General features: G+C 73.2%; 13 protein-coding genes. 3 read left to right on the top strand and 10 right to left on the bottom strand.

What is annotated here, in order from left to right:
• Nucleotides 1-54 precede the first annotated feature (54 nt).
• From ACWGE1_RS01425 to ACWGE1_RS01400, 6 genes are all read right to left on the bottom strand, one after another.
• A complete protein-coding gene (locus ACWGE1_RS01425; RefSeq protein WP_453418504.1) occupies nt 55-1,281 on the bottom strand; it encodes an arginine deiminase in 1,227 nt (408 codons plus the stop codon).
• Nucleotides 1,282-1,327: 46 nt separating this feature from the next.
• Nucleotides 1,328-1,804 carry a hypothetical protein gene (locus ACWGE1_RS01420; RefSeq protein ID WP_453418503.1) on the bottom strand — a complete coding sequence of 159 codons (477 nt, stop codon included), beginning with the start codon at nt 1,802-1,804 and terminating at the stop codon, nt 1,328-1,330.
• Nucleotides 1,805-2,011: 207 nt separating this feature from the next.
• On the bottom strand, nt 2,012-4,567 hold the full coding sequence (locus ACWGE1_RS01415; RefSeq protein ID WP_453418502.1) for a polynucleotide kinase-phosphatase: 2,556 nt from the start codon (nt 4,565-4,567) through the stop codon (nt 2,012-2,014).
• On the bottom strand, nt 4,564-6,084 hold the full coding sequence (locus ACWGE1_RS01410) for a 3' terminal RNA ribose 2'-O-methyltransferase Hen1 (RefSeq protein WP_453418501.1): 1,521 nt from the start codon (nt 6,082-6,084) through the stop codon (nt 4,564-4,566). The genes ACWGE1_RS01415 and ACWGE1_RS01410 overlap by 4 nt, the downstream gene beginning before the upstream one ends.
• Nucleotides 6,085-6,142: 58 nt before the next feature.
• Nucleotides 6,143-7,057, bottom strand: coding sequence for a homocysteine S-methyltransferase (gene mmuM / locus ACWGE1_RS01405; protein ID WP_453418500.1), 915 nt, complete (start codon nt 7,055-7,057; stop codon nt 6,143-6,145).
• 21 nt (nt 7,058-7,078) lie between these two features.
• Nucleotides 7,079-8,002, bottom strand: coding sequence for an LLM class F420-dependent oxidoreductase (locus ACWGE1_RS01400; protein WP_453418499.1), 924 nt, complete (start codon nt 8,000-8,002; stop codon nt 7,079-7,081).
• A 203-nt stretch (nt 8,003-8,205) separates the two neighbouring features.
• Here ACWGE1_RS01400 and ACWGE1_RS01395 point away from each other — a divergent pair, with 203 nt between their 5' ends.
• Nucleotides 8,206-8,460 carry a hypothetical protein gene (locus ACWGE1_RS01395; protein WP_453418592.1) on the top strand — a complete coding sequence of 85 codons (255 nt, stop codon included), beginning with the start codon at nt 8,206-8,208 and terminating at the stop codon, nt 8,458-8,460.
• A 46-nt stretch (nt 8,461-8,506) separates the two neighbouring features.
• Here ACWGE1_RS01395 and ACWGE1_RS01390 read toward each other — a convergent pair whose 3' ends face one another.
• From ACWGE1_RS01390 to ACWGE1_RS01375, 4 genes are all read right to left on the bottom strand, one after another.
• Nucleotides 8,507-8,992 carry a DUF6099 family protein gene (locus ACWGE1_RS01390; RefSeq protein WP_453418498.1) on the bottom strand — a complete coding sequence of 162 codons (486 nt, stop codon included), beginning with the start codon at nt 8,990-8,992 and terminating at the stop codon, nt 8,507-8,509.
• A 123-nt stretch (nt 8,993-9,115) separates the two neighbouring features.
• Entirely contained in the window at nt 9,116-9,502 is a 387-nt protein-coding gene (locus ACWGE1_RS01385; protein ID WP_453418497.1) for a nucleotide pyrophosphohydrolase, read from the bottom strand.
• Nucleotides 9,499-10,803, bottom strand: coding sequence for an ATP-binding protein (locus ACWGE1_RS01380; protein ID WP_453418584.1), 1,305 nt, complete (start codon nt 10,801-10,803; stop codon nt 9,499-9,501). Before ACWGE1_RS01380 ends, ACWGE1_RS01385 begins: the two co-directional genes overlap by 4 nt.
• Before the next feature lie 376 nt (nt 10,804-11,179).
• Nucleotides 11,180-11,575 carry a cell division protein SepF gene (locus tag ACWGE1_RS01375; RefSeq protein WP_189739116.1) on the bottom strand — a complete coding sequence of 132 codons (396 nt, stop codon included), beginning with the start codon at nt 11,573-11,575 and terminating at the stop codon, nt 11,180-11,182.
• A gap of 157 nt (nt 11,576-11,732) precedes the next feature.
• On the opposite strand from ACWGE1_RS01375, the gene ACWGE1_RS01370 reads away from it, so the two are divergent.
• Nucleotides 11,733-12,452, top strand: coding sequence for a DUF2470 domain-containing protein (locus ACWGE1_RS01370; protein WP_453418496.1), 720 nt, complete (start codon nt 11,733-11,735; stop codon nt 12,450-12,452).
• 42 nt (nt 12,453-12,494) lie between these two features.
• The gene (locus ACWGE1_RS01365) at nt 12,495-13,415 is read left to right on the top strand and encodes an NADP-dependent oxidoreductase (protein WP_453418495.1); all 921 of its coding nucleotides are present in this window, start codon (nt 12,495-12,497) and stop codon (nt 13,413-13,415) included.
• Nucleotides 13,416-13,443: the final 28 nt, after the last annotated feature.

The following is a 13,443-nucleotide window of genomic DNA, read 5'->3' as shown; positions in this document are numbered from 1 at the left end:
AGACCGGGGAGCGTTCTGCCGGGCCCGGGGCCCCTTCCCCCGGCCCGGCCGGTCTCAGACCGCGTCCCGCTCGACGGGACAGCTCATGCAGCGCGGCCCGCCCCGGCCCCGCCCCAGCTCGCTGCCCGGGATCTCGATCACCTCGATGCCCATCTTGCGCAGGTGCGTGTTGGTCGTCACGTTCCGCTCGTACGCGACCACCACCCCCGGCTCCACGGCCAGCACGTTGCAGCCGTCGTCCCACTGCTCGCGTTCCGCCGAGTGCACGTCCTGCGTCGCGGTCAGCACCCGGATCGAGTCGAGACCGAGCGCCCCCGCGATGGCCCGGTGCATGTGGTCCGCCGGGTGGTCGGTCACCTTCAGCTCGTGCGGCCCGCCGCCCGGCTCGATCGTGTAGGAGGGGAGCATGCCGAGGCCCGCGTACTGAGTAAACGTATCTCCGTCGACCATCGTCATCACCGTGTCCAGGTGCATGAAGGCCCGCGACTTGGGCATGTCGAGCGCCACGATGGTCGTCGCCGAACCGGCGGCGAACAGGCCCCGCGCCAGCATCTCCACCGCCTGCGGGGTGGTCCGCTCGCTCATTCCGATCAGCACCGCGCCGTTCCCGATGACCAGCACGTCCCCGCCCTCGATGGTCGAGGGGTAGTCCGCCTGCCCCTGCGACCAGTAGTGGAAGGCACCGGAGGTGGTGAAGAGCGGGTGGTGCCGGTAGATCGCCTCGAAGTGGACCGTCTCGCGCTGCCGGGCCGGCCAGCGCATCGCGTTGATGGACACCCCGTCGTAGATCCAGGCGGAGGTGTCCCGGGTGAAGAGGTGGTTGGGCAGCGGACCCAGCAGGAAGTCGTCCAGGTCCAGCGCGTGGAAGCGCACGGACACCGGCTCGGCGTGCCGTTCCAGGAACTCCCGCTTGGTCATCCCGCCGACCAGCGCCTCCGTGAGGTCCGCCGAGGACAGCCCGTCGAAGACCGATCGCAGGTGGTCGGTGGCGAGCGGCCCGTACTCCTTCTCGTCGAAGACCCGGTCCAGTACGAGGTGTCTCGCCTCCGGGATGTCGAGGGCCTCGCACAGGAGGTCCCCGAAGAGGTGGACCTCCACGCCCCGGTCCCGCAGCACGTCCGCGAAGCCGTCGTGCTCCTGGCGGGCCCGGCGCACCCACAGCACGTCGTCGAAGAGGAGTGCGTCCTTGTTGCTCGGTGTGAGCCGCTTCAGCTCCAGGTCGGGCCGGTGGAGGATGACGCGGCGAAGCCGCCCGGTCTCGGAGTCGACATGGAATCCCATGCCGTACACATTCCCAGACCGGACGGCTTTTTGACGTGGCGTCCGCTCAGCGGGGGGTGGCGAGGCCGAGAAGCGCCGAAGGGGCGCCGGTGAGTTCCGGGGTGGTCAGGCCCAGTTCGGGCGCGGCCAGGTTGGGAATCCCGGAGTTGGAGGCGTCCGGCATCTTCAGCAGACCGCCGGCGACCAGGCCGGGGGTCCGGGCGAGCAGGTCGGTGGCCGGAGCCTCCACGGAACCCTCGCCGTCCGTCTCCGGCTTGCCCAGCAGGTTCGGCACCGGGGAGGTGACGAGGGTACGGCCGAGCTCGGTGCCGATCGGGACCACCGGGAGCAGTGGGGTCGGGAGCATGTCCCCCTTGTGGAAGCGGGGCGCCTCGGGCGCTCCCACGACCGGCACCGGGACGCCGGTGCCCACGCGCGGGGTGTCCACGCCCAGCGTGGTCTTCACGGCGTCCAGCGGGACACCGACCGGCACCGACTGGGCCACGGCCGGGGTGGCCGCTCCGGCCGCAGCCATACAGGTCATGAGCGCCGCAATGCTTCCGCGCGCGGTCATCTTCATAGGTGACGTTCCGTCCTTCCAGGGTCGCGGACATTCCGCTGCCCTGGTTGAACGATCCCGCCGGTGGTTTTCCCGGAGTTCTCCGCGAAAGTTCCCCCATACGACCTAATTAGCGGCCGTACGGGGGCCACCCCTTTACGGATCGTGCTGACGCGGCCCGGCCCGGCCGGCTCAGAGCCGCGGGTCCACCGGCTCCGACTCCAGCGCGAGCACCGCGAAGACCGCCTCGTGGACCCGCCACAGCGGCTCCTCGGCCGCCAGCCGGTCCAGCCCCTCCAGCCCGAGCGCGTACTCGCGCAGGGCGAGCGAGCGCTTGTGCCCGAGGAACCGGTCGCGCAGCCGCTCCAGCTGGTGCGGGCGGGTGTACTCCGGGCCGTAGATGATCCGCAGGTACTCGCGCCCGCGCACCTTGACCCCGGGCTGGACCAGCCGGCCGCTGCCGTCCCGGGCGTACGCCTGGAGCGGCTTGACGACCATGCCCTCGCCGCCGGCGGCCGTCAGCTCCAGCCACCAGTCGGTGCCGGCCCGTACGGAGTCCTCGTCCGCGGTGTCGACCAGGATGCGGCCGGTGCGCCGCAGCAGCCCGGTGCCGGCCGCCTCGTCGGCGGCGACCAGCCGGTCCAGCCAGAACAGCTGCTCGTCGTGGGGCACGGCGGCCAGCGACCGCCCGGCCGCCGCCAGCAGCTGGAACGGCGCGAACCGTACGCCGTCCAGCCCGTCGGTGGTCCAGCAGTAGCGCCGGTAGGCGTCGGTGAAGGCGGCCGCGTCGGCGGCCCGGCCGCGCTGGCGCTCCAGCAGCTCGTCGGTCCCGGCGCCCCGGGCCGTGGCCGCCTCCAGGGCGGCGATGGCACCCGGGAAGACGGCGCCGGAGGCCGCGCCCACGGCGGCGTACTGGTTGCGCAGCAGGCCGGTGGACTTCAGGGACCAGGGCAGGAGTTCCCCGTCGAGCAGCAGCCAGTCGGTGCCGAGCTCCTCCCAGAGGCCCGCGTCGGTGACCGCCGCGCGCAGCCGGGCGAGGACCTCCTCGGTGACCTCCGGGTCCTTGAAGAAGGGCCGTCCGGTGCGGGTGTAGACGGAGCCGGTCGGGCCGTCGACGCCGAAGCGCGTCCGGGCCGCGTCGGCGTCCTTGCAGACGAGGACGGTGGCGCGGGAGCCCATGTGCTTCTCCTCGCACACCACCTGGGCGATGCCGTCCCCCCGGTACTGGGCGAAGGCCTCGGCCGGGTGCTCCAGGTAGCCCTCCTCGCGGGAGGTGGCCGTGGGCGCCATGGTCGGCGGCAGGTACGGGACGAGGCGGGGGTCCACCGCGAAGCGGCTCATGACCTCGAGGGCCGCCGCCGCGTTCTCCTCGCGCACGTTGACGTTGCCGAGGTGCCGGGTCTCCACGATCCGGCGGCCGTGCACGTCGGCCAGGTCGAGCGGGCGGCCGTCGTGCCCGCCGGGCGCCTCGGCGGCGAGCGGCTTGACCGGCTCGTACCAGACCTTCTCGGCCGGTACGTCGACCAGTTCGCGCTCCGGCCAGCGCAGGGCGGTCATCCGGCCGCCGAAGACGGCGCCGGTGTCGAGGCAGATGGTGTTGTTGATCCAGGTGGTGTCGGGGACCGGCGTGTGGCCGTAGACCACGACGGCCTTGCCGCGGTAGTCCTCGGCCCACGGGTAGCGCACGGGCAGGCCGAACTCGTCGGTCTCGCCGGTGGTTTCCCCGTACAGGGCGTGGGAGCGGACCCGGCCGGAGGTGCGGCCGTGGTACTTCTCGGGCAGCCCGGCGTGGCAGACCACCAGCCTGCCGCCGTCGAGGACGTAGTGGCTGACGAGGCCGCGGATGAACTCCCTCACCTCCTGGACGAACTCCTCCGGCTCGGCCTCCAGCTGCTCGATGGTCTCGGCGAGGCCGTGGGTCCGCTGGACCTTGGAGCCCTTCAGGTAACGGCCGAGCTTGTTCTCGTGGTTCCCGGGCACGCACAGGGCGTTGCCGGACTTCACCATGCCCATGACGCGGCGCAGGACGCCAGGGCTGTCGGGGCCGCGGTCGACGAGGTCGCCGACGAAGACGGCGGTGCGGCCCCCGGGGTGGACCCCGTCCTCGTAGCCGAGCTTGGCGAGCAGGGTCTCCAGCTCGGAGGAGCAGCCGTGGATGTCGCCGACGATGTCGAAGGGGCCGGTGAGGTGGGTGAGGTCGTTGAACCGCTTCTCCAGGACGACCTCGGCGGTCTCGGCCTCCTCGACGGAGCGCAGCACGTGGACCTTGCGGAAGCCCTCGCGCTCCAGACCGCGCAGCGAGCGCCGCAGGTCGCGGCGGTGCCGCTGGATGACGGCGCGGGGCAGGCCGGCCCGGTCGGGGCGGGCGGCGTTGCGCTCGGCGCAGACCTGCTCGGGCATGTCCAGGACGATGGCGATCGGCAGGACGTCGTGCTCGCGGGCGAGCTGGACCAGCCCGCGGCGGGCCTCGGCCTGGACGCTGGTGGCGTCGACGACGGTGAGGCGGCCGGCGGCGAGGCGCTTGCCCGCGATGTAGTGCAGGACGTCGAAGGCGTCCCGGCTGGCGCTCTGGTCGTTCTCGTCGTCGGAGACCAGGCCCCGGCAGTAGTCGGAGGAGATGACCTCGGTGGGCTTGAAGTGCTTGCGGGCGAAGGTGGACTTGCCCGATCCGGTGGCCCCGATCAGGACGACGAGGGACAGGTCGGTGACGGGAAGTGTGCGCGTACGGGGGGTTTCGGTGCCGGTCATGCTGCCTCGCCCTCCTTCGGGGTGTCGGTGGTGTCCGTGGTGTCTGTGGAGTCGGTTGTGTCTGTGGTGTCGTTCAGGGTGAAGACGGCCATCTGCGTGGGCGGCCCGACCTCGGGGTCGTCGTCGCCGACGGGCACGTGGCGGACCCGGTAGCCGTGGCGCCGCGCGACCTCGTCGGCCCAGGCGCGGAACTCCTCGCGGGTCCACTCGAAGCGGTGGTCGCCGTGGCGGACGTGCCCGGCGGGCAGGGTCTCCCAGCGCACGTTGTACTCGACGTTCGGGGTGGTGACGAGGACCGCCCGGGGACGGGCCGAGCCGAACACCGCGTACTCCAGCGCGGGCAGCCGCTCCGGGTCCAGGTGCTCGATGACCTCGCTGAGCACGGCCGCGTCGTAGCCGTTCAGCCGCTTGTCGGTGTAGGCGAGCGAGCCCTGCAGGAGCGTGACGCGCGAGCTCTGCCGCTCGCCCAGCCGGTCCAGCCGCAGCCGCCGGGCCGCGATCTGCAGGGCCCGGACGGACACGTCCATGCCGACGATCTCGGAGTACACCGGATCCCCCAGCAGGGCCTGCACCAACTGCCCCTGTCCGCAGCCGAGGTCCAGTACCCGCTGGGCACCGGCAGCCCGCAGCGCGGCGAGGATCGCCTCGCGCCGCTGCACGGCGAGCGGCACGGGCCGCTCCGCGGCCTCGGCGATGTCGTCGGTCTCTCCCGCGGCATCGTCGAGCTCCTCGACCTCGCTGCCGTCTGCCTCGGCGAGGCGGACCAGTTCCAGTCGCTCGATGGCGTCCTGGGTCAGCCGCTTGTGGCGGGCCAGGTAGCGGGAGGTGATCAGTCCGTGCTCGGGGTGGGCGGCGAGCCAGCCGTCTCCGGCCCGCAGCAGCTTGTCCACCTCGTCCGGGGAGATCCAGTAGTGCTTGGCGTCGTCGAGCACCGGCAGCAGCACGTAGAGCTGGCGCAGTGCGTCGGCGAGGCGCAGCTCACCCTCCAGGACGAGCCGTACGTAGCGGGAGTCCCCCCACTCGGGGAACTGCTCGTCGAGCGGTACGGGCTCGGCCTGTACGAGGTCCCAGCCGAGCGGGCCGAACAGCCGGTGCACGAGATCGGCGCCGCCGCGGGCGGGCAGCACCGGGATCTCGACGCGCAGCGGCCGGGCCTGCTCCGCAAGCTCCGGGCGGGCGGTGCACTGTCCCTTGAGCGCGGTACGGAACACTGCGCTGAGCGCGACGGCGAGCAGCGAGGACGCGGCGTACGGCCGGTCGTTCACGTACTGGGCGAGCGCGGCGTCCGGTGCCCCGCCCCGGCCCTTGCCCCGGCCCCGCCGCACGAGCGCGACGGGGTCCACCTCCAGCAGCAGGGCCGCCGTGCACCGTTCGGCCGAGGCCTCGGGATAGAACACGTGGGCGGTGCCGTGTGAGGTGGAGAACGCCTGCGTCTTCCCGGGATGCTTGTGCAGCAGGTGGCCCAGGTCGGTAGCGGGTCGTGCCAGGGAGCCGGTGGTGGAGATCGTCAGGAACACACGACCGATTGTTGCTGGTCACCCGCCCCGGGTGCCTCTGGTTTTTCGGCCCCCCGGCTCACCCCGGCCGGCCCCGGAGCCGGGCTCCGAGCGCCGCGATCCGGTCCGGGCCGATGCGGCAGCAGCCGCCGACGAGGCGGGCGCCCGCGCCGTGCCAGGCCTGCGTGGGCCAGGAGACGGGGGTTTCGGGGGTGTGCCAGGTCTGGGTGGCGGGATTCCAGACCGAGCCGTCGTTGGGGTAGGCCAGGAGCGGTTTGGCGGTGACGGCGGCCGCCGCCTCGAGGGCGGGCAGGACATCGGCGGGGTCGCAGCAGTTGACGCCGACCGCGATGACCTCCGGGGGCGCCGCGGCGAGGGCGAAGGCCCCGGGGAGGGGCTGCCCGGCGCGGGTGCGGCCGCCGGCCACCGTGTACGAGAGCCAGGCGGGCGCGCCGGTCTCGGTGAGGACGGTGAGCAGCGCCTCGGCCTCGTCGGTGTCGGGGACGGTCTCCACGGCCAGGACGTCGGGGCCGGCGGCGAGCAGGGCCTCGATGCGGGGGCGGTGGAAGGCCGCGAGCTCGCGCACGCTCAGCCCGTACCGGCCGTGGTACTCGGAACCGTCCGCGAGCACCGCTCCGTACGGGCCGACGGAGGCGGCCACCCACACCTCGTGGTCGGCGGCCTCGGCCGCCCGGGCGGCCAGCTGCACGCTGCGGTGCAGCAGGCCGGTGGTTTCGGCGCGGTCGTGGCCGCGGGCGGCGAAGGCCTCGTAGCCGACCTGGTAGCTGGCGGTGATCAGCACCTCGGCTCCGGCCCGTGCGTAGGCCGTGTGGGCGGCCTCCACCTGGTCCGGGCGCTCGGCGAGCACCCGGCCGGACCAGAGGCCGCCGGACAGGTCGCAGCCCTGGGCGGCGAGCTGGTTGCTGAGCCCGCCGTCCAGGAGTACGGCCCTGCGGGCGAGGACTTCGGCGAGCGGGCCGGACGCGCGTGGCATGGTTTCGCCTTCCTGCAGGTATCAGCGGAGCCGGGAGAGCACCTGGGCGGAGATCAGCTCCAGGTGGTCCAGATCATCGAGGTCGAGCAGTTGGAGGTAGATGCGGGAGGAGCCGACGGCACCGTACGCGCCGATCTTCTCCACGACCTCGGCCGGGGAGCCGGCCAGGCCGTTGGCCTTGAGCTCGTCCACGTCCCGGCCGATGGCGGCGGCCCGACGGGCCACCTCGGCGTCGTCCTTGCCGACGCAGACGACGAGGGCGTTGGAGTACCGGAGGTCGTCGGGCCCCCGCCCGGCCTCCACGGCGGCCTCCCGGACCCGGCCGAACTGCCGCTCGCTGTCCGCGATCGACGCGAACGGCATGTTGAACTCGTCCGCGTACCGGGCGGCGAGCCGCGGGGTGCGCCTGGCTCCGTGGCCGCCGATGAGGACGGGAACCTTGGCCTGGACGGGCTTGGGCAGCGCGGGCGAGTTCTCCACCCGGTAGTGCTTGCCCGCGTAGTCGAAGGCGGCGCCGGTCTCGGTGGCCCACAGGCCGGTGACGACGGCCAGCTGCTCCTCCAGCCGGGACATCCGGTCCGCCGGGAAGGGGATCCCGTACGCCTTGTGCTCCTGCTCGAACCAGCCTGCGCCGAGGCCCAGTTCGACGCGGCCGCCGGACATCTGGTCGACCTGGGCCACCTGGATGGCGAGGACTCCCGGCAGCCGGAAGGTGCCGGCCGTCATCAGCGTGCCGAGGCGGATCCGCTTGGTCTCCCGGGCCAGACCCGCGAGGGTGATCCAGGCGTCGGTGGGTCCGGGCAGGCCGTCGGCGGATCCCATCCGCAGGTAATGGTCGGAGCGAAAGAACGCTCCGAAGTGGAGTTCTTCGGCGGCTTTGGCGACGCGGAGCAGAGTGTCGTACGTCGCACCTTGCTGGGGTTCAGTGAAGATCCGAAGTTCCATGCCCTCCATCCTGCACTTCCCGCCCCTGCAGGGTGAATCTTCGTCAACCGGACGGTCCACCCCCTGGCACGCCAGTGACCGGCCCGGATGGGGATCGTTGGCTCGGACGGAGCCGGACCGCCCGGCCCGCGCGCCGGCGGCGTTCCGCCGGTGCGTCCACCGCCCCCTTCCGCCCCGGAAGGGCCAGGGCCGAGGAGGCCGCCATGTCCCACGAGGCCGTGCCGGAGACCCGCCGACACTCCGGACCGACCGGACAGGCAGCGCAGGCAGCGCACGCCGCAGCAGGTCAGGAGCCGGCGGCACCCGCCCAGGGCGGCGGCGCGCCGAAGGGCCTGCTGCACCAGATGGAGGAACTGATGGCGGCGCTGAACGCCGATCTGTCCCGGCTCGACGCCGACCTCCAGGCCTCCACGGACCGCACCCCCGAGGGCGAGTGCCCGTCCCACCGGCCGTCCTGACCGTCCGGGTCCCGCCGCGCACGGCGGGACCCCACCCGTGCCGCCCTCAGGCCACGCCCGAGGCCGACCCCCGCTCGCGGACCGTCATACGGCGCAGGATCGCCCGTACCCGGTCGCTCGACTCGTCGGCCGCGTCGATCGACTCTATGCACTGCCAGTACAGGGCCTCGTCGTCCGTCCCGCAGGCCACCCCGACCAGGGCTATCCCCACTTCACCCAGCAGCGCCTGGAGTCCGAGCAGTGCCTGCCGGACATCCGACACCTCGCTCAACTGCGCGGCCCGCGGCGGATACTCGGGCGCGCTGCCCTCTCCGCGCAGGGCCGCCCGGTCGAGCACCCCGCAGCCTCTGCCTCCCGCTTCCCCCAGTCCCCGTGCCTCCGATCTCAGCTCCGGCGGCCCGGTGACCGCCAGATAGCTCCCTATGCCCTGCGCGAGCGCCTGAACCTGCCATGCCTCGCCCACGATGTCCCACGCAGCCCCGCTCGTTGCCAGCGCGTGCCGGCCGGCCGCGATGAGCCGTACCGCATCCATATGCCGTCCCCCGTCCGCACGACATCCCGCCATCCTCACCACTACCCAGAGTGAGGGCAATGCGCCAGTAAAGCCAGGGGTATTCGGAAAATGTGGACACAAACGTGATTGTGAATGAGTCCATCACTCCGAAGAGTGACGATTCGGTGTCGGTGACCCGGGCACGGGGAAGCGGAGTTCGTTCCTCTCGATCTTCGCGGCGAGCGCATCCAGCACATCCACCCCGAGAACCTCACAGAACTGCAGCAGGTACGCGAGCACGTCGGCCACCTCATCGGCCACGCGGTGGGCGGATTCCGGCTTCTCCATGACCTTCGCCGACTGTTCGGGTGTCAGCCACTGGAAGATCTCGACCAGTTCGGCCGCCTCCACGCTGAGCGCCACCGCGAGGTTCTTGGGCGTGTGGTACGGCTCCCAGCCACGCGCCGCCGCGAACTGCGCGAGCCGGCGCTGCAGTCGGTCCAGCCGCTCGTCGGGCCGCCGCTCGGACGGTTCCTGCGTCTCGTTCATGCCCCCAGGTCTACCATCGTGACGCCCGCCAGGACGCGGGCGGCGGCCGCGGTCCCCTCCCCCACCGCAGCCACCAGCCTGATGTGACCGCGGGCGCACGACAGCCGGGCCAGGCGCAGCAGCTCGGCGCTCTGCCGCCGGTCCAGGCCCCGGTCGAAACCGTCGGCCAGCACCGTCAGCGCCTGCCGCGCGGAGAGCAGTTCGGCGGCCGGGTCCATGGCCAGCACCCCCGGCCCGGTGAGCAGGACCAGCGCCAGCGCGAGGAAGCGGAGTTCGCCCGCGCCCAGCCGGGCCAGTTCCGTGGCGGGCCGGCCGGGGCCGCGGTCCAGTACCGCGGTGACGGGCCCGCCGCCCGCGGGAGCCCGTACGTCCAGCCCCACGACGGCCCCCGCACAGCCGGTACGGGCCGCCTCCGCCAGCATCGCGTGGCGGGTGCCGCATTCGCTGCGGGTGCGGCGCAGCACGTCGGCCAGGTTGGCGCAGTCGCCCAGCAGCCGTCCCGCGCCCGCCGGGACGGCCACCCGCATGCGGTCCGGGCGGGGGTCGCACGGGAACACCGACCGCAGGGCCACGACCACCTGCTCGGCGGCGGCCAGGACCTGGCGCTGGCCGACCGTGGACCCGGCCACGCGGAGCGGGAGCAGCGCCGTGCCGAGCCGGTCGTCGGGCAGCGGGGCCCTGGTGACGCCGATGGCGCCTCCGGTCAGCCAGGCGGCCTGGACCGAACGCCGGCCGGGGTCGCGCAGGGCGGTGGCGAGCAGGATCTGCCCGTTCTGCGAGAGCCGTTCGCCGACGATCCGCAGCGAGGGCTCGGCCTGGACGGCGAGGTCGAGCCGGACCGGGCCGACGGGGCCGTCGACGGTGGCGCCGAGACGGAATCCGCGGCGGCGCTGCGCGTCGGGGGCGGCGCGGTCGGGGATGCGGGCGCACGGGTCCGGGAAGGCCTCTTCCAGCGTGGCTCCGGAACCGAGTGCGGCCAGGGCCTCGTAGGCCTCCAGGGCCTGGGACTTGCCACTGCCGCTCGGCCCCGCGAAGAGGGTGAGGGGGCCGAGCGGGAAGGCCGCCGAGCGGTGCGGTCCGAAGGCGGACAGCCGCAGCTCGGTGACCACGGGTCGCGGATGCCACGGCGCGGGCTCGGCAGGACCGCCGGAGCGCCCGGGACCGGCCTGCGCCGGTACGGCCGGGCCGCCCCCGGTCCCGGCGGCGGCCGCAGCGGGCCCGGGCGGAGCCGGGGCCGTGGGGGCCGCCGTGTCATCGGCCCGCGCATCGGGCGGGGTGGCCTCACCGACGGTGTCCGGCATCGCGGCCGGGGCCGGGACCCCGGACACCGCGGCGGCATCGGCCCGCGCCGGGCCCGAGAGAGCCGAACCGGCGGAAGCGGGCGGTGGCACGGGGAGACCGGGTGGAGCCGGGGTCACGGTCGGCATCGCAGGAGCAGCGGGCGGAACCGGGGCCGTGGGCGGCGTCACACGGGGATCGGGGCGCGGGCCGGCCGTGGGGATCCCGGCGGCGGCAGCGGTCGGTGCCGCGGGTGGGGTCGGGGGGCCGGAGGCCTCGGGGGAATCGGTGCGGGTGCCGGCTAACGCGACGGCGGTGGCGGTGGCGTCCATGCGCGGGACGGTACGGCCCGCCGGACCCCCCGTGGCTCCGGCGAACCGTTCCCTCGCGGGGACCTTCCTACGATCGGGGGACGGCCGCGGCCGCGATCCCCTCGACCTCGGTACCCACCGGCGCCAGCAGGAAGACGTTCCGGTCCACCCGGTGCATCCCGCTGCCCAGTCCGAAGACCACGCCGCTGCTGAAGTCCAGGATCCGCTTGGCCACTTCGCTGTCCGCCCCGGTGAGGTCGAGCAGCACCGGGATCTGCGCGATCAGGTACTCCGCCACCTCCCGCGCGTCCGCGAAGATCTGAACTCTGATCACCACGAAGCGCCGCTGTTCCGCCGCCGACGCTCCGGGCGCCTTCGGGATCGTGCGGTGGTCCACCCGGGAGGGCCATTCATTGCGACTGCGCAGGGGGACCACCTGCGCGAGCCCCTCCCACTGTTCGTCGGTGACGTCGTACCTGCTCACCGGGCCGCCTCGGCCGTGCGCTTCATGTGCATCCCCCCATCCTCTCGTGTTTCACCCGTTCAGCCCAACAACGACACGAGGCATGACGGGTACTCTCGGAGAGCCGGATAGGTTAGGTTAGGCATACCTAAGTCACTCGGACGATGGAGAGATCCGCATGCGCCTGTTCGGTGCCCCCGCCACCCCGGCCGCCCGGCCCACCGATGCCGAGCGCATCCGGTCGATCCTGACCGCCGCGCACTCCATGACCGTGATCACCGACGGGCTGCGGTCGGAGGTCCGCCACCTCGACGGCAGCGACCCGATGGGACGGCTGCACCTGCACCCCGCCGAGCCGGGCGGCGAGTCCGAGCACCGGCCCACGATCCGGCTGGAGTTCACCGACATCGCACCCACCCCCGTACGGGACCGGGTGCGCGCCCGGGTCACCGTGCTGGGCCGCCTGCTCACTCCGTACACCGACCCGGCCGACGACTCCGGCGTCAACTCCACCTGCATGGAATTCGACCGGGCCGTCCTGGAGACCCCGGAGGGCCGCTCCCACGTCGGCCTCGAAGAGCTCGACGCGGCCTGCCCCGACCCGCTGGCCCCGTACGAGGCGGGCATGCTCACGCACCTCCTCGACGACCACCACGACCTCGTCACCCTGCTGCTGCGCCTGGTCCGGCCGCTGCCCACCGCCTCCGTGGTCCGCGCGCTGCCGGTGGCCATGGACCGGTACGGGATCACCCTGCGGCTGGAGGAGCGGCGCGGTCACCGCGACGTGCGGCTGGCCTTCCCCTCGCCCCTCGACGACGTCGAGCAGGCGGGCACCCAGATCCAGGCGCTCTTCAGCGCGGCCCGGCGGAGCTCGCACCGCAACACCCTGCCGGCCTGACGGGCCGGAATACCCGGCCGCGGACCCGCGTTGGAAACGATCATGAAGGCGATCACATACAGCGCATACGGAACTCCCGCCACCCTCAAGCTCGTTGATGCACCGAAGCCGAAGGTCGGTCCGGGCGAGGTGCTCGTCCGCGTCAAGGCCGCCGGGGTCAACCCGGTGGACTGGAAGCTCGCCGCCGGACACCTCGACCCGATCCTCGAAGTCCGCCACCCGGTCATACCCGGCTGGGACGTGGCCGGAATCGTCGAGGCGGTCGGCGAGGACACCTTCGACCACGCCGTCGGCGACGAGGTGTACGGCTACGTCCGCAAGGAATGGGTCGAACTCGGCACGTACGCCGAGCTGGTGTCCGCCCCCGTGCGCACCCTCGCCCGCAAGCCCCGCGAGCTGAGCTTCGAGCAGGCCGCGGGCCTCCCGCTGGCCGGCCTCACCGCCTACCAGTCGATCACCCGCGCCGGTCTGAAGGCCGGCGAGACGGTGGTCATCCACTCCGCGGCCGGCGGCACCGGATCCTTCGGCGTGCAGATCGCGGTCGCGCTCGGCCTGCGGGTCATCGGCACGGCGGGCGCGCACAACCACGACTACCTGCGCTCCCTCGGCGCGGAGCCGGTGCTGTACGGGGAGGGGCTGGCGGACCGGATCCGCGAGCTGGCGCCCGAAGGCATCGACGCGGGCCTCGACTTCTACGGCGACGGCGTCATCGAGACGCTCCAGTCCCTGGTCAAGGAGCGCCACCGGGTGGTCTCGATCGCCGACTACGAGGCGGCCGCCAAGGGCGCCCACCAGCTGTGGGTGCGCCCGGACACCGCCGATCTGACCTTCCTGGCGGAACTCGCCGACACGGGCAGGCTCACGGTCAACGTGGAGCACGCGCTGCCGCTCGCCGAGGCCGCGAAGGCCTGGGAGCTGAGCGCCGCGGGCCGTACCCGCGGCAAGATCGTCCTGACCGTCTGACCGCCTGCCCGGCCCCGCGGCACACGTG

Source organism: Streptomyces sp. NPDC054932 (assembly GCF_053610205.1).
Note: the sequence above shows the minus strand (reverse complement) of the source record. Positions and strands in the feature narration are given on the sequence as shown.

What these genes read in the sequence shown, in the direction of transcription:
- ACWGE1_RS01365 (WP_453418495.1), top strand. Translation starts at nt 12,495, where the DNA reads ATGAAGGCGATCACATACAGCGCATACGGAACTCCCGCCACCCTCAAG.
- mmuM (WP_453418500.1), bottom strand. Translation starts at nt 7,057, where the DNA reads ATGCCACGCGCGTCCGGCCCGCTCGCCGAAGTCCTCGCCCGCAGGGCC.
- ACWGE1_RS01380 (WP_453418584.1), bottom strand. Translation starts at nt 10,803, where the DNA reads ATGCCGGACACCGTCGGTGAGGCCACCCCGCCCGATGCGCGGGCCGAT.
- ACWGE1_RS01390 (WP_453418498.1), bottom strand. Translation starts at nt 8,992, where the DNA reads ATGGATGCGGTACGGCTCATCGCGGCCGGCCGGCACGCGCTGGCAACG.
- ACWGE1_RS01395 (WP_453418592.1), top strand. Translation starts at nt 8,206, where the DNA reads ATGTCCCACGAGGCCGTGCCGGAGACCCGCCGACACTCCGGACCGACC.
- ACWGE1_RS01385 (WP_453418497.1), bottom strand. Translation starts at nt 9,502, where the DNA reads ATGAACGAGACGCAGGAACCGTCCGAGCGGCGGCCCGACGAGCGGCTG.
- ACWGE1_RS01400 (WP_453418499.1), bottom strand. Translation starts at nt 8,002, where the DNA reads ATGGAACTTCGGATCTTCACTGAACCCCAGCAAGGTGCGACGTACGAC.
- ACWGE1_RS01415 (WP_453418502.1), bottom strand. Translation starts at nt 4,567, where the DNA reads ATGACCGGCACCGAAACCCCCCGTACGCGCACACTTCCCGTCACCGAC.
- ACWGE1_RS01425 (WP_453418504.1), bottom strand. Translation starts at nt 1,281, where the DNA reads ATGGGATTCCATGTCGACTCCGAGACCGGGCGGCTTCGCCGCGTCATC.
- ACWGE1_RS01420 (WP_453418503.1), bottom strand. Translation starts at nt 1,804, where the DNA reads ATGACCTGTATGGCTGCGGCCGGAGCGGCCACCCCGGCCGTGGCCCAG.
- ACWGE1_RS01370 (WP_453418496.1), top strand. Translation starts at nt 11,733, where the DNA reads ATGCGCCTGTTCGGTGCCCCCGCCACCCCGGCCGCCCGGCCCACCGAT.